We start from the raw sequence: 19786 nt of genomic DNA on the forward strand, positions 1-19786 counted from the left end.
GGTGTGCGGGCAGAGCGGTTCCCGATCACGGCAGGCAGTGAGCCCGGGAGGATCGGCGCGGCTCAGCTCGCGACGGGCCGGGGTGATGCTGCGCCAGTACGCGGAGCAGCGTGTGGACGTGGCGGTCTGCCGGCGGCTCGACGAGTTCCGGGACGGGCACGGACAGGACCTGCTGTCGGCGCCGCCTGAGCTGCTGAGTGAGATCACCCGTGGCTCGTCGGAGCTGCTGCTCACCTCACAGCTCGCAGCGCCGCGCGGAGACGCCCGCGGCCGCTGGGCCGGCCTGCACCAGCCCAAGTGCCGTGCACCCGTCGGCCGACCGACGGCGAGCGGGGCGTCCCAGCGAGCACGGGAACGACGACGTACGCCCGGTCGTCCGGTTCGGTGGAGCGGGCGGTTCAGATCCAGTCCCGCCGCTTGAAGCTGATGTACAGGCCGATGGACAGGACCACCATCAGTGCGGTCGAGGCGACGAAGCCCCATTCGGCGTTGAAACCCGGGTACGGGACGTTCTGTCCGTAGAAGCCGGTGATGGCGGTGGGCACCGCGATGATCGACGCCCAGCTGGTCACCTTCTTCATGATCAGATTCATTCGGTTGCTCTGGATGGTGAGGTTGGTCTCCATGACAGAGGTGATCATGTCCCGCAGGGATTCGGTCCACTCGGTGGCGCGCAGGACGTGGTCGTAGACGTCCTGGAAGTAGGGCATCAGCGGCTCGTGGACGATGTGCAGGTCGCGGCGGAGCAAGGTGTTCACGACCTCGCGCATCGGCAGGACGACCCGGCGCAGCTTCACCAGGCTCTTACGCAGTTCGAAGGACCTGCGCTGGACCGACTCGATCTCCCGGCTGCCGTCCTCGAAGAGGATGTCCTCGACCTCCTCTATCCGGTCGTCCAACTCCTGCACGGCGTCGAAGTGGCCGTCCACCAGGACGTCGAGGAGTCCGTGGACCAAGAAGCCCACGCCGTGCTTGGCCAGGTCGGGGTTGCTGTCCCAGCGAGCGACCACCTGCTCGACGTCGAACGAGTCGTCCTTGTGGATGGTGATCAGCGCGTTGTCTGTGATGAAGACCGAGATCTCCGTCGCGCTGAGCTCCCCGCTCCCGGCGTTGGTGGTCACGGCGTAGGCGCTGAGGAACGAGTGGGTGCGGTAGCAGTCCAGTTTCGGGCGCTGGTGGTCGTGCCGGGCGTCCTCGACCGCCAGAGCGTGCAGGCCGAATTCCTCACTGATCATCTCGAAGTCGGCGGGCGTCGGTGCGCACAGATCGAGCCACACCATCGCCGAGGGGTCGGAGACGTACTCGGAGATGTCCTCTGCAGGGAAGTCCTCGAGTATCAGGTTGCCGCTTCGGTACAGTCGGGTTCTAGCCATGGCGGACAGCGTAACGACGCTCCATTCGCACCTGACGGCGACCCCGTCCGGACCGGCAGTGCCCTACGGACCGCGGCTTCAGCCGGAGGAAGATCACTGCGATGTGGAGTGCGGCGATTGAACCGCAGGTGCCTACGTGCGCATCGCGATGCCGTGCCATCGCTTCGGGTGACTGAGTCGGTGCCGGGCACTCGATCTGCTGCCCGGCCGGGTCGAGCGGGCCGGCCCGTCGGGCAGCGTTCCCGCCCCCGCGCGAGTGCGTTTTCACGGACCGGAAGGGGCGTGGTCGAGATCACGCCCCGTACAGGGTCACCTACGGTGGCGTAGGTCACTTCATGCAGTGAACTATTGCAGTCATGGCTGACTACCAGGAGACCCTTGACCTCAGCTCCTACGCAGCCCTCGGGGACAGCTTCACCGAGGGCCTCAACGACCCAGGCCCGGACGGCCAGTTCGCCGGTTGGGCGGACCGTCTCGCCGGAATGCTGGCCGCGCGCCGCCCCGACAGCGACTTCCGCTACGCCAACCTCGCCGTCCGGGGACGGCTGCTCGACCAGATCGTCGCCGAGCAGGTTCCGCAGGTCCGGCGGATCGCGCCCGACCTGGTGACCCTGTGCGCGGGAGGGAACGACATCCTTCGGCCGGGCAGTGACCCGGACGACATCGCGGCGCGCTTCGAGGCCGCGGTGGTGGAACTGCGCGAGCACGTGGACACCCTGCTGATCTGCACCGGCTTCGACACCCGCGGCGTCCCGGTGTTCGGAATGCTCCGTGGCAAGATCGCGACCTACAACGCACACCTGCGGGCGATCGCCGACCGCAACGGCTGCCGGGTCGCCGACCTCTGGTCGCTGCGCGCGGTGCACGACCGCCGCGCCTGGAGCGAGGACCGCCTGCACCTCTCCCCGGAGGGGCACCAGCGCGTCGCCCTGCTCGCCGCCCGTGCCCTCGGCCTCGCGGTGGACGACCCCGAGGCGCCGTGGCCCTACCAGCCGACCCCGTCCCCGGCCGACCTCCGCCGGGAGAACATCCAGTGGGCCCGCGAGTTCCTGCTCCCCTGGGTCGGCCGGCGGCTGCGCGGTGAGTCCTCGGGTGACCACATCGAGGCCAAGCGCCCTGACCTGCTGCCGCTCTGACCCACAGTCAGCACATACTGCCGATTGCCGACTGGACGTACGACGAATCCCCTCGACTCCTTCCCCCGAACGGGCCGACCTTCCAACAGCGCCACTCCCCGGGGGTGGTTGATGCCCGCGCAGGTTCTCCCGGCGACGACTACCGAACGTAGTCTGACGGTGCCACACCGAGGACCCGATCGGCGGACGGGTCCGGGCGAGGACCGCAGGGGTACGTATGGAGCGGGGACCGGAGGCGGGCGGGAACGGTACGGCGCAGGCCGGACCGACAGGCGCGGAGTGCGAGTTCGGCGCCCGGCTGAGGGAGTTGCGGGCAGCGCGGCAGGTCTCGCTGAGCGAGCTGGCCCGGCTGATCCACTACAGCAAGGGCTATCTCAGCAAGATCGAGAACGGCACCAAGCCGGCCACCCCCGACGTGGCCCGCCGCTGCGACGAGGCCCTGCGGAGCGGCGGCGTACTGCTCCGGCTGGTGGGCGCGGCCGCAGCCCGGACGGCGGTCCCGGCTCCGGGCCGACCGCAGTCGCGGGCGGCGGAGTCGGACACCGTCCGGCCCGAGTGCCCGTACCCCGGGCTGGCGGCGTTCGGCTCGCGCGAGGCCCGCTGGTTCTTCGGCCGGGAGGCGGTCACCACCGCACTGCTGGACCGGCTCGCCGAACGGATCGGCCACGGCCCGGTCGCGCTCGTGGCGCCCTCCGGCGCGGGCAAGTCCTCACTTCTGATGGCGGGTCTGCTGCCCGCGCTGGGGGACGGCGCACTGCGGGACGGCGCACTGCGCGATGGGCCGCTCGTCGGACCTCAGCGCGAGGGCACCGCGCTCGGCGGGCCCCGGCCGGCCGGCGGCCGCCCCGACTGCGCCGACTGGCCGGTCGTGACGGGCACGCCGACCGCCCGTCCGATCGCCGCGCTGCTGCGGGCCCTGGAGTCGGCTCTCGGCGGCGTGGTACCGCAGTTGACGGTTACTCAGGTTCGCGACTCCCCGGAGGAGGCGGCCGGGACGATCCGCACCGCACTCGGCCGCGCCTGGCAGGGGCCGGCCGCCGGGCCGGAGGCGACGGGCGGTGGGGCACCGGGCGGGCTGGTGCTGGTGATGGACCAGTTCGAGGAGACCTTCACCCTCTGCCCGGACGAGACCGAGCGGCGCGCCTTCGTCCGCCTGCTGCACGCCCTGGCGGTTCCCCCGCCCCTCCCCGCAACCGTCGGACCGCCCGCCCAGCTACCGCCTACCCTTCCGCCACCCACCCAGCTGCCGGTAGCCGTCCTGCTCGGCGTGCGCGCCGACTTCTGCGGGCGGTGCCTCGAACACCCCGAACTGGCCCCGGTGTTCACCCACGGCTCACTCGCTCTGCCCCCGATGAACGCCGCCGAGCTGCGTGCCTCGATCACCCGCCCCGCCGAACAGGTCGGCCTGGTCCTGGAACCGGGCCTGGTCGAACTGTTGCTGCGGGACCTCGGCAGCCCGGACGACCTGGGAGGCGGCACCGGGCCCGGCCCGCACCCGGGCGCCCTGCCGCTGCTCTCGCACGCGCTGCGCGCCACCTGGCAGCAGCGCCAGGGCCGGGTGATGACCGTCGACGGCTATCTGCGCAGCGGCGGGATCCACGGTGCGGTGGCCAGGACCGCCGAAGACGTGTTCACCCGACTCACACCGTCCCAACAGAAGGTCGCGCGCCGCCTGTTGGTGCGGCTGGTGCACCTGCGCGAAGGTGGCGAGGAGACCCGGTCGCGAGCCGAACGCGACCGGCTGCTGGGACAGTCGGCCGATCCGGAGGATGCGGCGGCGGTGCTGGACGCCTTCGTCCGGGCCCGGCTGGTGACGGCGGACCGCGAAACGGTGGAGATCACCCATGAGGCGCTGCTGCGGGCCTGGCCCCGGCTGCGGCGCTGGATCCAGGTCGACCGCACCGCGCTGCTGGGCCGCCAGCAACTGGCCGAGGCCTCCGCCGAGTGGACCCGCGCGGGGCAGGACCCCGCTCTGCTCTACCGGGGCACCAAGCTGGCAGCGGCCCACGACTGGGCCGAGGACGGCGGTCGGCGGGCCGAACTCGGCCAGGCCGAGACCGAGTTCCTCACCGCGAGCACGGCTGCCGAGGACGCCCAGCGGCAGGCGACCGCTCGGCAGTCCCGCCGCCAGCGGCGGATGGTGGCCACCCTCGGTGCGCTGCTGGTGCTGACCCTGCTCGCCGGGGCGCTCGCGTTCCAGCAGCGGTCGGGCGCCCTGGCGCAGCGACGCCAGGCGCAGTCACGGGCGATGGCGGCCCGTTCGGCGGCGCTGGCGGTGGGCCGTCCCGAGGCGGCGATGCTGCTGGCCCGTGCGGCGTACCGGAGTTCACCGACCGTGGAGGCGCGTGGTGCGCTCCTGAGTACCCAGGCGCAGCCGTTCCAGGGCCGGCTGCTCGGCCACACCGGTCCGGTGAACGCGGTCGCCTTCGCGCCGGACGGCGGGCTGCTGGTGTCCGGCGGTTCGGACGACGCGGTGAAGCTGTGGGACGCTTCGCGGCGCACCCTGGTGGCGACTCTCACGGGGCATCGGGGCCGGGTGCGCTCGGTGGCGTTCAGTCCGGACGGCGCCTCGGTGGCCTCCGCCGCTTCGGACGACACGGTGCGGCTGTGGGATGTCGCCTCCCGGCAGCCGTCCGCCACTCTGGCCGGTCACGGCGGCGGCGCCCGTGCGGTGGCGTTCAATCCGGACGGGCGGGTGCTGGCGTCGGCGGACGCGGACCACGCGGTCCGGCTCTGGGACACCGGAAGCCACCGGAGCATCGCCGTCCTCACCGGTCACACCGATGATCTCGACGCGGTCGCGTTCAGCCCGGACGGGCACATCCTGGCCTCGGCCGGCGCCGACCGTACGGTGCGGCTGTGGGACACCGTGACGGACAGTCCGATCGCCACGCTCTTCGGCCATGCCGACGATGTCCTCGGCCTGGCCTTCAGCCCGGACGGGCGGACCCTGGCCTCCGGCAGCGCCGACCGCACGGTGCGGCTCTGGGACGTGGGCGGCCTGCAGAACACCGCCACCTTGACCGGCCACACCGACGACGTCAACGCGGTCGCCTTCACCCCGGACGGCAGCACGGTGGTCAGCGCCGGCGGCGACGGCACGGTGCGGCTGTGGGACGTGCCGAGTCTGCGGACGGTCGGAATGCTGACCGGGCACACCGACTACGTCCAGGGGGTCGCGGTGAGTACGCGCGGGCAGGTGGCCACCGCGGGCTTCGACCAGTCGGTGGTGCTGTGGGACCCGGCGACGGCCGCAGTGGTGCCCCGTCCGTTCACCGAGGTGTGGAAGGTGGCCTTCGGTCCGGACGGCCGGCGGATGATCACCGCCGGGACGGATCACACGGTGTGCGTCTGGGACGCCGGCTCGCACCGCCTGCTGCACTCGCTCACCGGTCACCAGGGCTCGGTGTTCACGGTGGCGGCGAGCCCGGACGGCACGCTGGCCGCCTCGGGCGGCGCCGACCGCACGGTCCGGCTCTGGGACCTCGATCGCGGGCAGCCGCTGGCCGTACTCACGGGTCATCAAGGGTCGGTGCTCGCAGTCGCGTTCAGTCCGGACGGACGGCTTCTCGCCTCGGCGGGCGAGGACCGCACGGTGCGGATCTGGGACGTCCGGGAGCAGCGGTCGATCGCGGTGCTCACCGGGCACACCGACTTCGTCAACGCGCTCGCGTTCAGCCCGGACGGACGGGTGCTGGCGAGCGGCAGCGACGATCTGACGATCAGCCTCTGGGAGGTGGCCGGCGCCCGGCTGGCGGGGACGCTGACCGGGCACACCGGTTCGGTGCGCGGCCTGGCCTACAACCCCGACGGGCGCACCCTGGCAAGCAGCGGCAACGACGCGACCGTACGCCTGTGGGACACCGCGACCGGACTGGCCGTCACCACCCTGACGGGGCACACCGGTTCGGTGCGCGGCCTGGCCTTCAACCGGGACGGGCGCACCCTGGCAAGCAGCGGCAACGACGCGACCGTACGCCTGTGGGACACCGTGGCCCACCAGAGCATCGCGGTTCTCACCGGCCACACCAGCGCGGTCTGGGGGGTCGCGTTCAGCCCGGACGGGCTGACCCTGGCCAGCAGCGGCAACGACGGCGCGGTCCGACTGTGGAACACCGATCCGGGCCGGCGCGCCGCGGCCGTCTGCGCCCTGGTCGGGCCGGTGGACCGGGCCCGGTGGGCCCGCCTGCTCCCGGACCAGCCGGACGACGGCGGGTGCACCGGGTCGTGACCGGGTAGCGGGAGCCACATCTATACAAGCGTCTAAAACGTACGTACCATCAACTGGCATGACCGCCACCAACGCCCGCGCGGACCGTCGCGCCTGGATGGGGCTCCTCGTCCTCCTGCTCCCGTCCCTGGTCCTCTCGATGGACATGGGAGTGCTCTTCTTCGCCGTGCCGTTCATCAGCGCCGATCTGCGACCGAGCGGCACCCAGCAGCTATGGATCATGGACAGCTACTCACTGCTGCTGGCCGGGCTGCTGATACCCATGGGAGCGCTCGGCGACCGGATCGGCCGCCGCCGGCTGCTGCTCTGCGGCGCGGCCGGCTTCGCCGCCGCCTCCCTGCTCGCCGCGTACTCCGGCGGGGCGGTCCAGCTGATCGCCGCCCGCGCCCTGCTCGGCGTCACCGGCGCCACCCTGATGCCCTCGACCCTGGCGCTGATCCGGAACATGTTCCAGGACCCGAGACAGCGCCAGAGGGCCATCGCCGCCTGGACCGCCGCGATCACCGGCGGCGCCGCACTGGGCCCGGTGGCCGGCGGGCTGATGCTGGAGCACTTCCGGTGGAGCTCGGCCTTCCTGCTGTCCGTTCCGGTGATGGCGCTGCTGCTGCTCACCGGTCCGTCCCTGCTCCCCGAGTACCGCGCCCCGCGGCGCGGCGACTTCGACCTGCTCGGCGCCGGGCTGTCGACGGCCTCGCTGCTGCCGCTCGTCTACGGCGTCAAGACGCTGGCGGTCGAGGGCTGGAGCCCGCTCCCCGCTCTGCTGCTCGTGGCCGGGATCGCGCTCGGCGGCCTCTTCATCCACCGGCAGCGCACCACCGCGCACCCGCTCGTCGACCTGGGCCTGTTCCGGATCGAAGCCTTCAGCGGGGCTGTCACGGTCAACACCGTCGCCATGTTCGCCATGATGGGCTTCAGCCTCTTCACCTCGCAGTACCTGCAGCTGGTCAAGGGCATGGATCCGCTTACCGCCTCACTCTGGGCGCTGGCCCCGAGCCTCGGGGTGGGCGTGGCAGTCGGCGCCTGTTCCGCGCTGTCCGGCCGGGTCCGACTGGCCCACCTGGTGACCGGCGGGTTCCTGGTCGGCGGGGCCGGCTTCGCACTGATGACCCGGGTCGAGCCCCACTCGCCGCTGGCCCTGGTGCTCACGGCGGCGGGCGTACTCTGCGCGGGCACCGTCGGAACCACGACGCTCACCGCCGACCTGGCGCTCTCGGCCGCCCCCGCCGAGCAGGCCGGTGCTGCCGCCGCCGCTTCCGAGACCGCGACCGAACTGGGCAGCTCGCTGGGCATCGCCGTGCTCGGCGCGGCCGGCGCGGCGGTCTACCGCTCACGGCTGGACAGCGCGCTGCCGGCCCACCTGCCGGGCGGAGCGGCGCGGGCGGCGCACGAAACGCTCGGCAGCGCCGTCACCGTGGCGGCACAGCTGCCGGGCCGGGCGGGTGACGAGCTGCTCACCGCCGCCCGGTCGGCGTTCACGGACGGGATGCACCTGGCGGCGCTCGTGGGCCTGGTCCTGATGGCCGGGGCAGCACTGGGGGCCGGCCGGCTGCTGCGCCACCTCCCGGACGCCGCTGCGAAACCAGCCGGAACGCCTGCGACTGACGCCCTGTCGGAAAAATTGACGATTCCCTGATGCTAGATCAGTCTTCTTTGACAACACGCAGATTGGGAAACTTACAGCCTGTGTTCCACACGCGAAGAACAGGGGTTCCGCAAAGGGAAATAGGGGATGCCCAAAGCTGGATCAAGGTCATAGCGTCCGATACGGCCGAGCGCGGAGGCGCGCCGGATCCCCTTCGAACCGCAGGTGCCGACGGACCCAACTACGGCCGCTCGCCGACCAAACCTGACCTCGGTGCTGCCCTCCTAAATGGTCCCCGCCGCCACCGTGGTGGTGCCGGAACTGCCGTACACGGTGAGCGGGAAGGTGGACACCAAGGCGCTGCCCGACCCGTTCGGTGACCGGCCGGCCGCCGCGGAGCGCGGGGCGGAGCCGTCCGCCGCGCTGGATCCGGTCGAGGAGACGGTGGCCGGGATCTGGGCGCGCACTCTCGGTGTGGAGCGCTCGCGGCTGGACGCCCAGGCCGACTTCTACCACCTCGGCGGTACCTCGCTGTCCCTGCTCGCCATGCTCGCTGCCGTCTGCCGCGAGGTGCTGACACCGGCGCAGGAGGACGCCTTCATGGGAGAACTGGCCCGGATCCTCGGTGAGCCGACCCTGGAACGCGTGGCCGCTCTCGCCCGCGAGGCCATCGGCTGAGGTCGCACCGGCCCCGCCCGGTCCGGCCGTTGCGACCGCCGGGCGGGGCGGCGCCGCCCCAGCCGTACGGCGGTGCGGGGTTTCGCGGTCCGTCGGCGCACCGGTCGTTTCCCGAACGTTTCCCGTATCCCGGCGAGTTGGGAGACGGCCGCCTGCTGGCCTTTCACCCCTCCGATGCGGAACGCTCAAGCCATCGGCCCGCCGGAGCCCGCAGGGGCTCCGCCGGCTCCGCCGCGCTCCGCCGGGCCGACCCCAACCGGGGCCCGCGAGCAAATCGGCCAACCGGACCGTCCACCGGGACGGGAGGCTCGTGGGCCCAGGTCCACCTGTGGGTCGGGATTCACCGAGGACCTCAACCGGCCTACCCGGCACGCCGTGTGACCCCCCGCCCCGGTGTGGTAGCCGCGTCCGTCACCGAGAAAGCCGAGCACAACCATGGGATTCCGCCTCGCGTCAGCCGCCGTCGCGACAGCCCTCGCCCTCGCCGTCGCCTTCGGCCCGGCGCCCGCCGGCATCGCGACCGCCGCCGACCCGGTCTGCGACGTCCTCGCCCCCGGTGCCTCGGCCGCCGCCGAGGGCGCCGTCCGGGCAGCCTGCTCGCAGATCGGCACCTGGTACACCTGGGGCGGTGGGCACGGCGCCCGGCCCGGTCCCACCTACGGCCATCCGGACGGGGTGGACCCGGCGAGCGACCACGACGCCGAGCGGCTGGGGTTCGACTGCTCGGGGCTGGTCCGGTACGCGTACGCCCAGGCGGTCGGCCAGGACGTCCTCGACGGCTCGGCCGACCAGCAGTTCCACACCGTCCACGCGGCCCAGCGCCTCACCCCCGACCAGATCCCCGGCTCGCTGCTGCCCGGAGACCTGATCGCGTACGGGAGTTCGGCCGGCCTCCATCACATCGCCGTCTACCTGGGCGCCGGGAGGACGGTCGAGGCCCGGCAGTCCGGCACCCATGTCGCGGTCAACGACCTGCGGCTGGGCGGCGAGCTGTTCGGGGCCGTGCGGATCGACCCGGGACCGGTGCGGGGCCCGCTGGTGAGCACCTGGGGCACCGGGGTGTGGACGCACGCCCGGCCCGCGATGGAGAGCGCCCGGGTGTACGCCTTCGCCGGCCCGACCACCGTGCGGGTGGAGTGCCAGAAGCACGCCCAGAGCGTGACGGCCGAGGGGATCACCAACGACGCCTGGTCGTTCCTGCCGGACTACCGGGCGTGGATCACCAACATCTATCTCCGGGGCGGCTACTGGCTCGACGGCGTCCCGGCCTGCGGCTGAGCCAACCGCCCACCACGCCGACCCCCCGGAGCGTCCCGGCTGTTCAGCCGGCCGGGGCCAGCACGCCCGCGCGGCGCAGCAGCCAGCGGTTCGTCCGCCCGACCAACCCCGCCCGGTCCAGCACTCCGATCACCTTGGACGCCATCCCGGTCTTGACGGCCCGCCAGTGCGGGTTGGCTCGGGCGGCGTCGCGCCCGACGTTCGGGTCGATGCCGACGGCGGCGTAGACCCGGGGGTGGATCAGACTCTTGGTCGCCCGAAGGATGATCAGGCCGATGAACAGTTGCTCCCAGCGGCGCCGGACCGGGCCGAGGTGCCCCCGCCGGAGCTCCTCGCGGGCGTAGCTGATGTGCCGGGACTCCTCGATCACATGGATCCGGGAGACCTGGCGGGTCAGCGGCTGCAGCGACTCGTCGTTCATGATCTCGCGCTGGAAGGCGTCCAGGATCTCCTCGACGTACATGGTGCCGCCGAAGGTCTGGCTGTGCGTCGAGGTGGCCTTGAAGAAGCGTCCGAGCTCGTGCGAGAGCCGGCCGGGCCCGTAGGCGGGTGCGCCCATCCACGAGATCATCCTGGCGAACATCACCGAGTGCCGGCACTCGTCGGCTATCTCCGTCAGCGCGTACTGCACATGCGCGGTGGTGGGGTCCCGGTCGAAGGCGTGGCGCAGCAGCATCTGCATCAGGATCTCCTCGAACCAGATGCCCACGCTGGCGATGCTGGCCACCTCGTGCTTGCTGAGCTCGATCCGCTGCTCCTCCGACAGCCCCTCCCACAGCTCGGTGCCGTAGAGCGAGAGGTGCCTCGGCGGGCAGTAGTAGCGCCCGGGCAGCGGAGCGGCGGACCAGTCGACGTCCTTGAGCGGGTCGAAGGAGAGCTTGGCGGAGGAGGCGAGCAGGCGCTCGGCCGTACGCCGGCGGTCCCGCACCTGCTGCTCGGCGCCCGCGCGGCTGCGCTGGGTCACGGTCATGGGCAACTCCTCCTCGGCTCACGAGGGGCGGCCGGCCTGGCAAGCCTCTCCTTCCCGAAGCTAGAGACTATTAGACGTTGCGTCAATAGCGGTGGCAGCAGACGCCCGCGCCCGCGGGGCACAGGGCTGCTGCGCCGGTCCGCTCGAGGGGCTTTCCGTGTGTTCGCCCGCTCGGCTGCCCACCAGCAGCGCCGCCACCACCATGGGGTCTCTCCCAAAGCCTCACATCTGGCACCTGTCGGTCGATCGGGTGCCGTGCCTACTGTCTCCTGGACGCGGATCGCGTCCGAGGCGCGAGACAGAACGGCGGGACAGAGCGCCGGAACGCACCGAACAGAGCACAGAGCTTGGAAAGACGACGATGGACTACTGCGCACCCTGCCGCCGCCACCTCAACGGTGCGCTGTCCTGTCCCGGCTGCGGTGCGCCGGCCTCCGCCGAAGCCCCCTTCGCCGGATCCACGCCCGGACCAGCGGACCACCCGGGCCCCGTCACCGACCCGCTGCCCGGGCCGGCGGAGGCTCGCCGCAACCGGCGCAGCAGACGCAGATCCCGGCGTCGGGGGCGGCTGCTCGCCGTCACGGCGGTGACGCTGGCCCTCGGCGGCGCGGGCGTGCTGGCACTGACCCCGCCGCAGTCCGGCGGGCCGACCGGGCCGGCCCCCACACCCGCCGCCGAGGACCACGGACCGGAGGTGGCCCTCCAGACGGCGCCGCCCGCTCCGTCGCCGATCACCCCCAGCACCTCGCCGTCGGCCGGAGCGACCAGGTCCAGAGCCCACTCACGGCCGAGCGGCCCCCCGTCCAGCTCGGCACCCGTCCCCACCGTCTCGGCGGCGACCGCCTCCTCGACGACCGCACCGAGGCCGTCCACGACCCCTCGACCGACGAAACCCGCGCCGTCGCCGTCACCGACCTGTACCCACTTCCTCTTCTGGTGCAGCTGAGCCGGGCCCGCCTCCCGTTGGCCGCACCCGCTCCTCCGCCCGTAGCAGTCGCCACCCTCTCCGCCGTCCCTGCAGGCCGTTCCGGGGCGACGAGCCGGTAATCAGGCGAGTGCCCCCGCGCCGACCGTTCGGTGCCCGTCGGCCATCTCTGGCGACGGGGAACGGGCCAGCACGCGCGCGGTAGGCCGGGAACCCGGCCATGCGTACGCGCGGCTCGGTCGGTGCGGTCCGTAGCCGTCTCACGCCCGCGAACACTGCCCGCGCACGCCACCGCAGCCGTGGACCGTACCCCGGCGACCGTCGTACCCGCCAAGGACGCGGACCCCGTGCCCGCAGCCGGCGGCCACGACGACTGCCTCGGCCTTCACAATGGTGCCCAGGAGACCGTCGACCGCGACGGCCGGCCCGTCCGACCACCGAACCCGTCCGACCACTGAAGAAGGAGACGCCGTGAGCGAGCAGACCGCCGTTGCCCAGCGGATCGCCGACACCATTCGCCCCGCCATGCTCAGCGGTCTGCAGGACGCCCAACTCCACGGTCCGGGAGGCGCCCAGCACATCAGCAACTGGGCGGACTGGATCGCGGCCACCGTCGCCGAGCACGTCGTCCAACCGATCGCCGCCGAACGGGACGCCTTCGCCGACCGCGTCGACACGCTCAGCCACATCGCCAAGCGCCACAAGGAGGGCTACGCGGACGCCGTACGGGACAAGCAGCAGTTGGAGGCCCGGATCGAGGCTCTGGAGGCGGAGCTGGCCCAGTTGCGCACAGCCGAGTAGGCCCACCAGTCCTGACGGCCCACCCGGCTCGTGAGCTGCTCCCCTCCGACACGGTGGAGGAGCAGCTCACGAGCCGGGCCGCCTTCTGCCGCTGCCATCCCTCCGTGGGGTCCGGACCGCCTGCTCCGCTGCTGGCGTCATCCCACGCCGATGCATAAGCCCGGGCTACTTCGCCAAGCGCGACGCCCTGCTCACCCAGGCGGGCTCCCGGGTCTACGGACGGCCCATGGCCTGAGCCCGCGCCGGAAGGGCTCGCCAGGCCTTCCGAGGCGCTTGCGTTCAGCGGGCCGACTGGTCCGGGATCTCCGGACGGCGCGACCCGAGGACGGGGGCCGCGGCCTCCCAGTAGTCAGGGTCGACCGGCCCACGGCGGCGCAGGTCGACCCTGACCTGGTCGGCCAGCCTGCGGGTGTCCCGCCGGTTCACCGCAGCGCCCAGCCCCGCGCCGACCAGCAGCGGCGTCAACGACGGCAGCCGGTGCAGGGTGCCGCGGGCCAGCCGCTTGCGCAGCTTCTGCCGCACCTCCGCGCCGATCGCCACCGCCGCGAGCCCGGCCGGGCCGATCAGCGCGGACGGCTCGATGCCCCGGCGGTTCGCCCAGGCGGCGACGTACTCGGTGCCGCGCTGCGTGGCGCTGCCGACGGCGGGCTGGCCGTAGACCTGGTGCAGTTCGGCGATCAGTTTGACCTCCACCGCCGCGACCGCCAGCGTCTCGGAGGCGATCTCCGCCGCCATCGCGGGCGGCACCGGCAGCATGGCCACCGCGCCGACACTCGCCCCCACGGCGGCCGACGCCCGGCACGCCCCGGCGACCAGCCGGTCGGCCAGGTCCTCGGGCCCGACGGCGTCCGGGTGGTGGGCGCGCAGTGTCGCGAGGTCCCGTACCGGGATGCGCGGCGCCGCCTGCAGCAGCCGCTCGGACAGCAACCGGCCGCCCTCGCCCGCGCCCCTGGCCGCCGCGAGGCCGCCGTGCCCGAGCATCCGCGCCACCGAACGGACCAGCGCGGTGGCCCGCTCAGCCCCTCTGCGCCGGTACCACCGCTCCCGGGCCGCAGGGGGCACCTCCGCCGGAGGTCGCTCCATCTCCTCGGCCAGCGCGGACAGCTCCTCGACCGCCGCGGCCTCGTCGGGCTCCGCCCTCCGCCCCTCCGGCGGTGTTCCGGCCGCTCCGGGGCCTCCGGCCTGCGCCGGGTTCCCGGCCGCCGCGGCCTCGTCGGGCTCGGCCGTCCCCGGCGTCCCGGCGTCCGGCCGGCCGTCGCGCGTGGGCGGACCCGACGGCTCGGCGCCGTCCCGGCCGTGCCGGCGGAACCTGCGGAAGGACGTTCCCATGTCCTCCGCCTACCCGCCCCACCATCCCGGCACGCCTCAGCGGCACCATCCACGCCCCCGCGTACGGGCGCGGCCCCACGATGTGGGCTGCCGGAGCGGCAGCTTCGCGAACGCCTGGCCGATCGGCGGCGCACCCGTGACCCCTCCCCCTGGACGGCAGATGCCAGAATCGGCACAGCGCGGCACCCGGCCCGCGCCCCGGGAGGAGAGAGACGTGGACACCGGCGCAGCCCCGATCGCAGCCATCGACATCGGCGGTACCAAGATCGCTGCGGCGCTGGTCGGCAGTGCCGGCACCCTGCTGACGCGTACTCAACGGCCGACCCCGGCCGCCTCCGACGGGGAGACCGTGCTCGGCGCGGTGCTGGACGCCCTGGACGAGCTGGCCACCGCACCGGGCTGGGCCGAGGTGCGGGCGCTGGGCGTGGGCAGCGCCGGTCCGGTGGACATCGGCCGAGGCACCGTCAGCCCGGTCAACATCCCCGGCTGGCGCGGCTTCCCGATCGTGGAGCGACTGTCAGCCCACCCCGCCGCCAGGGGCCTGCCGGTGGTACTGGCCGGGGACGGCATCGCCATCGCGGCCGCCGAGCACCGTTTCGGCGCGGCGCGACCGTACGACAACGCGCTGTGCATGGTGGTGTCCACCGGTGTCGGCGGAGGCCTGGTCCTGAACGGCGGACTCCACACCGGGCGCACCGGGAACGCGGGTCACATCGGGCACATCACCGTCGACCTCGACGGCGATCCCTGCCCGTGCGGCAGTCGCGGCTGCGTGGAGCAGCTGGCCAGCGGTACGGCCATCGCCCGCTACGCACTGCGCTCGGGCTGGCGCCCGGCCGGCCAGGACACCTCGGCGGTCGCCGTGGCCGCCGCCGCCCGTGCCGGGGATCCCCGCGCGCGGGCCGCGTACGAGCGGGCGGGGCGGGCGCTGGCCGCCGCGATCGCGGCCACGGCGACGCTGGTCGAGATCGAGGCGGTGGTGATCGGCGGCGGGGTGGCCCAGGCCGACGGCCTGCTGTTCGACCCGCTCCGGGCCCACCTGAAGACGTACGCGGCTCTCCCGTTCGCTGCCGGCCTCACGGTGCACCGGGCCCGGCTGGGTACGGACGCCGGCCTGGTCGGCGCGGCGGCGGTGGCGCTGGCCGCCGGAGCCTGAGCGCACGGTGGCGGCCCGGTCCCCGCGGGCCGGGCACCTCCACCCGCCCCGAGCCGCGGGGGTACCCCCGGCCGGAGGCTGGGGGCGGGTACCCCCGGCCGGAGGCTGGGGGCGGGTACCCCCGGCCGGAGGCCGGGGGCGGCGCGCCGGTGCCGAAAGGGAGGAGCGAGGAAGCGACCGACGAAGGAGGGAGCGCGGGAGCAGGGGGCACCTCCCAGCCGACAAGGCTGGGGGAGACTGTCGGCACCGGGCCAGAGCGCCCGGAGGCGAGCGGGCGAGTAACAGCCCCGGGCTCGCGAGACCCTCCGGGGACGCGGCGGACCGCGCGAACGAGCGCGCGCCTCATCGAAGGGGTCGCCAGGTGTCCCGGAGGGTGCAACCCGTGCCGCCGGGTTCAAACGGCCGGACGCCGTTCGCCGCCCGCGCTCCCCCGCTCCCCTCGGGCCGCCGGGCGCCACCCGGCCGCCCCTGGGCGAAGCGATCTCGCGTGGAGCGACGGCACAGCCCCATGGGACGATGACAGGGCTGACTCACTGACCCCCGGACGGTTGCGTGGCCATGCATACCGACGAGCAGGGACCTGGTGCGGCGCCCCACCGCGGCTCCACGGGTGGGGAGCGGACGCACGACGGCCTGCTGACGGTCCCGATCGCCACCGCGCTGGTCGCGGCCGACGGCCGGATCCTGCACTGGAGTCCGGACGCGGAGGTGCTGCTCGGCTACACCGCCGAGGAGGCGATCGGCCGGTACGCCGCCGAGTTGCTGGTCCCCGACGAGCTTCGGCCCGAGGTGCTGGACCTGTTCGACAGCATCCTGAACGGGCGCCCGTGGTCCGGGGTCTTCCCGGTGCGGCACCGCGAGGGCCACCACGTGGTCCTGGAGTTCCGCACCCATCCGATCGCGGGCCCCGAGGGCGGGCCGCTGGTGCTCGCGGTGGCCTCGGACGTGACCGTGCTGCAGCAGCTGCAGGCCGATCTCGCGGTACTGGACGGGTTCTTCAACCAGTCGCCGGTGGGGATGGCGGTGTACGACCGGCAGCTGCGCTTCGTCCGGCTCAACGAGGCGCTGGCCCGGGTGAACGGGGTGTCGGTGGTGGGGCACCTGGGCCGCCGACTGAGCGAGGTGCTGCCGGGGATCAACGGCGCCGAGATCGAGGAGGTGATGCGGCAGGTGCTGGAGGGCGGCGACCCGGTGGTCGATGCCCGCTCGCACGGCCGCACTCCCGCCGACCCGGAACACGACCACGCCTGGTCGGCCTCGTACTTCCGGCTGGAACGGCCGGACGGCGAGGTCCTCGGGGTCAGCTCCACCGTGGTCGATGTGACCGCGCGCTACCGCGCCGAGTCGCGGGCCGCCCGGGCGCAGGAGCGGCTCAGGGCGCTGGTCGAGGCGGGCGAATCGGTCGGCACCACGCTCGATCTGCGGCGCACCGCAAGGGAGTTGGTCGACGCGATGGTGCCCAGGGTGGCGGACGTCGCCTCGGTGTTCGCGCTGGAACGGCTGGTGTCCGGGCCGGAGAAGAACGAGTACGGGACGCCCCGGAAGCACGAGAAGGACGTGCGGCTGGTACGCCGGCTGGCGGTGGGCACCTGCGACCCGTCGTACCCGATCCGGTACCTCCCCACCGAGGCGGTGTACCGCCTCCCGCCCGATTCGCCGTACGAGCGGGCGATGGCCGGCCGCCGTACCGTGGTGATTCCGTCCTCGGAGCTGCCGCTGCTCACCACCGGCATGCCGCCCGACCAGCTGCAGGCCTACCGGGGCAAGCACTCGCAGACGGTCCGGATCACCCCGCTGGTGGCCCGGGGCACGGTGCTGGGCATGGTGGTGTACTCGCGGCGCGGCTCGCACGCCCCGCTGGACGACGAGGACGCCAGGCTCGGCGACGAGCTCGCCGCCCGGGCGGCGGTGTCCATCGACAACGCCCGGCTCTACCAGCGGCAGCACGAGACGGTACTGGCCAGGGCGGAGGCGCTGCGCACCGCGAAGGCGGCCCAGGCACGCCTCGCGCTGGTGAACCGGGCCTCGGCGAAGATCGGCACCACACTCGATCTCGCGCAGACGGCAAGGGAGTTGGCCGAGGTGGCGACCCCCGAGCTGGCCGAGTCGGTGGTGGTGGAGGTGCTGGAGGCGCTGGTGAGCGGCGAGGAGACGGTGACGCCCAGCCCGGGCGACCGTTCGGCGCTGCTGCGCCGGATGGCCTTCCACGCCACACCGGGTTCCCGGCTGAAGCCGATCGCGCAGGTCGGCGACGTACACCTGTTCCCGCCGTCCACGCCGTTCGCCTGGGCGCTGGCGCACCGCCGTCCAGTGCTGATACCGGCACTCGAGGGTGACGCGCTGAGCTGGTTCACCGACGACCCCGAGCGGCTGGCAGCCGCCTCCGCGGAGGGGGTCGGCTCGTGCATGGTGGTGCCGCTGATCGCCAGGGGCTCACCGGTCGGCGTGACCGCCTTCTACCGCCACCGGAGCCAGGCCCGCTACACCGAGGACGACCTGGCGCTGGCCGGGGAGCTGGCCGCCCGCGCGGCGGTGTCGATCGACAACGCCCTGCTCTACAACCGGGAGCGCGAGGCGGCCCGGCTGCGCAAGCAGGCGCTGGACGAGGCGCACGCCGCGCAGCAGCGCCTCGCCCTGCTGAACGAGGCCAGCACCCGGATCGGGACCACCCTGGACGTCCAGCGCACGGCGCACGAGCTGGTCAAGGTGGTGGTGCCGCGGTTCGCCGACTTCACCACGGTCGACCTGCTGGAGTCGGTGCTGGAGGGGGACGAGCCGGACGCGCTGCCGATGGACGGTCCGGTGCTGCTGCGCGCGGTCGCCGTCGGTGAGCTCGGCAAGAACGGCGAGCTGACCGAGGCGGGGACGATGGCCGACAGTTCGGATCCGGTCGGCGGCCTCTCGCAGTCCGCCACGGTGTACGCGCAGAGCCTGCGGACCGGGCGCTCCATCCTGGTGGCCGAGGTGGACGAGGAGGCGCTGCGCCGGATCGTGGCGGCGCCCGAGCGGGTGGTGCCCAGCCTGGCGGCCGGCGTGCACTCGTACATCATGGTGCCGCTGCTGGCCCGGGGGGTGGTGCTGGGCGGGGCGGAGTTCGTCCGGATGGGCAATCCGGAGCCGTTCACCGCCGCGGACGTGGCGCTGGCCGAGGAGCTGGCCGCCCGGGCGGCGGTGTGTATCGACAACGCCCGGCTGTACCGGCGGGAACGGGACACCGCGCTGACCCTGCAGCGCAGTCTGCTGCCGCAGGAGGTGCACCGCTCGCTGGGCCTGGAGATCGCCTACCGGTACCAGCCGAGCAGTGTGATCAGCGAGGTGGGCGGCGACTGGTTCGACGTGGTGCCGCTGTCCGGCGGACGGGTGGCGCTGATCGTCGGCGACGTGATGGGCCACGGCATCCGGGCCGCCGCGACGATGGGCCAACTCCGCACTGTGGCAAGGACACTGATCACCATCGACCTCGATCCCGCCCGGGTGATGCGGCGGCTGGACGACGCCGCGACGGCGATCGGCGAGGGGCAGTTCGCGACCTGCGTCTGCGTGGTCTTCGACCCGCTGGACCGCAGCTGCATCGCGGCCGGAGCCGGGCACCTGCCGCCGGTGGTGGCCGAGGCGCCGGGTTCGGCCCGGCTGCTGGAGCTGCCACCGGGCGCACCGCTCGGGGTCGGCGGGGTGCCGTTCAGCTCCACGCACTTCACCCTGCCCGAGGACGGCATCCTGGTGCTCTACACCGACGGCCTGGTGGAGCGCCGGGGCCAGGACCTGGAAGAGGGCATGGAACTGCTGCGCCGCACGGTGGCCGACCGGCGGCCCACCCTGGAACAGAGCTGCGACGCCGTGGTCACCGCGCTGACCGCGGACACCGTCCAGGGGGACGACATCGCGGTGATCATGGCCCAGGCCCGGCCGGTGGGTGCGGACCGGCTGGCCGTGCTGCCGCTGGTGGGCGATCCGTCGCTGGTCCGCCACGCCCGACGGTTCATCCGCCACACCCTGAGGTCCTGGGGTCTCGCCGCGCTGATCGACCTCGCCGAGCTGCTGACCAGCGAGCTGATCACCAATGCCCTGGTGCACGCCGGGGCGCCGAACGAGGTCCGGGTCTTCCGCAACGCGGTCCTCACGGTGGAGGTCTCCGACATCGACAGCCACGCGCCGAGGATCCACCGGGCGCGGGACTCCGACGAGGGCGGGCGCGGCATACACCTGGTGAACGAACTCGCCCACCGCTGGGGCAGCCGGAGCACCGCCGAGGGCAAGGTCGTCTGGTTCGAGCTGGAGATCCCCCCGGGCGGCCCGCGCTGAGGCCCGCGCGGCACCCGGAGCCAGG

12 protein-coding genes are annotated in these 19786 nt (G+C 73.4%); 9 read left to right on the plus strand and 3 right to left on the minus strand.

Annotated elements, in window-relative coordinates; all coding sequences use genetic code 11:
• Nucleotides 1-398 precede the first annotated feature (398 nt).
• Nucleotides 399-1373 carry a magnesium/cobalt transporter CorA gene (gene corA / locus ABD369_RS11085; RefSeq protein ID WP_344636137.1) on the minus strand — a complete coding sequence of 325 codons (975 nt, stop codon included), beginning with the start codon at nucleotides 1371-1373 and terminating at the stop codon, nucleotides 399-401.
• A gap of 356 nt (nucleotides 1374-1729) precedes the next feature.
• Between corA and ABD369_RS11090 the strand changes: the two genes are divergently transcribed.
• The 5 genes from ABD369_RS11090 to ABD369_RS11110 all read left to right on the plus strand — a co-directional run bounded on the left by ABD369_RS11090 (nucleotide 1730) and on the right by ABD369_RS11110 (nucleotide 10278).
• Nucleotides 1730-2509 carry an SGNH/GDSL hydrolase family protein gene (locus tag ABD369_RS11090; protein WP_344636138.1) on the plus strand — a complete coding sequence of 260 codons (780 nt, stop codon included), beginning with the start codon at nucleotides 1730-1732 and terminating at the stop codon, nucleotides 2507-2509.
• Nucleotides 2510-2726: 217 nt separating this feature from the next.
• Nucleotides 2727-6740 carry an nSTAND1 domain-containing NTPase gene (locus tag ABD369_RS11095; protein ID WP_344636139.1) on the plus strand — a complete coding sequence of 1338 codons (4014 nt, stop codon included), beginning with the start codon at nucleotides 2727-2729 and terminating at the stop codon, nucleotides 6738-6740.
• A gap of 58 nt (nucleotides 6741-6798) precedes the next feature.
• The gene (locus tag ABD369_RS11100; protein ID WP_344636140.1) at nucleotides 6799-8373 is read left to right on the plus strand and encodes an MFS transporter; all 1575 of its coding nucleotides are present in this window, start codon (nucleotides 6799-6801) and stop codon (nucleotides 8371-8373) included.
• A gap of 237 nt (nucleotides 8374-8610) precedes the next feature.
• The gene (locus ABD369_RS11105) at nucleotides 8611-9000 is read left to right on the plus strand and encodes a phosphopantetheine-binding protein (RefSeq protein ID WP_344636141.1); all 390 of its coding nucleotides are present in this window, start codon (nucleotides 8611-8613) and stop codon (nucleotides 8998-9000) included.
• Nucleotides 9001-9435: 435 nt separating this feature from the next.
• A complete protein-coding gene (locus tag ABD369_RS11110; RefSeq protein ID WP_344636142.1) occupies nucleotides 9436-10278 on the plus strand; it encodes a C40 family peptidase in 843 nt (280 codons plus the stop codon).
• A gap of 43 nt (nucleotides 10279-10321) precedes the next feature.
• On the opposite strand, the gene ABD369_RS11115 is transcribed toward ABD369_RS11110, so the two are convergent.
• Nucleotides 10322-11248, minus strand: coding sequence for an AurF N-oxygenase family protein (locus tag ABD369_RS11115; protein ID WP_344636143.1), 927 nt, complete (start codon nucleotides 11246-11248; stop codon nucleotides 10322-10324).
• A gap of 361 nt (nucleotides 11249-11609) precedes the next feature.
• Here ABD369_RS11115 and ABD369_RS41095 point away from each other — a divergent pair, with 361 nt between their 5' ends.
• A complete protein-coding gene (locus tag ABD369_RS41095; protein ID WP_425557581.1) occupies nucleotides 11610-12194 on the plus strand; it encodes an SCO2400 family protein in 585 nt (194 codons plus the stop codon).
• A 450-nt stretch (nucleotides 12195-12644) separates the two neighbouring features.
• Nucleotides 12645-12974, plus strand: a complete 330-nt coding sequence (locus ABD369_RS11125; RefSeq protein WP_344636145.1) for a hypothetical protein — start codon at nucleotides 12645-12647, stop codon at nucleotides 12972-12974.
• A gap of 279 nt (nucleotides 12975-13253) precedes the next feature.
• Here ABD369_RS11125 and ABD369_RS11130 read toward each other — a convergent pair whose 3' ends face one another.
• Nucleotides 13254-14303: a hypothetical protein gene (locus ABD369_RS11130; RefSeq protein ID WP_344636146.1), complete on the minus strand. Its 1050-nt coding sequence runs from the start codon at nucleotides 14301-14303 to the stop codon at nucleotides 13254-13256.
• 214 nt (nucleotides 14304-14517) lie between these two features.
• Here ABD369_RS11130 and ABD369_RS11135 point away from each other — a divergent pair, with 214 nt between their 5' ends.
• Nucleotides 14518-15459 carry an ROK family protein gene (locus ABD369_RS11135; RefSeq protein WP_344636147.1) on the plus strand — a complete coding sequence of 314 codons (942 nt, stop codon included), beginning with the start codon at nucleotides 14518-14520 and terminating at the stop codon, nucleotides 15457-15459.
• Between the two features lie 558 nt (nucleotides 15460-16017).
• Nucleotides 16018-19761, plus strand: coding sequence for a SpoIIE family protein phosphatase (locus ABD369_RS11140; protein ID WP_344636192.1), 3744 nt, complete (start codon nucleotides 16018-16020; stop codon nucleotides 19759-19761).
• Nucleotides 19762-19786 lie beyond the last annotated feature (25 nt).

This window comes from Kitasatospora cystarginea (genome assembly GCF_039533515.1).
Classification (GTDB): Bacteria; Actinomycetota; Actinomycetes; order Streptomycetales; family Streptomycetaceae; genus Kitasatospora; species Kitasatospora cystarginea.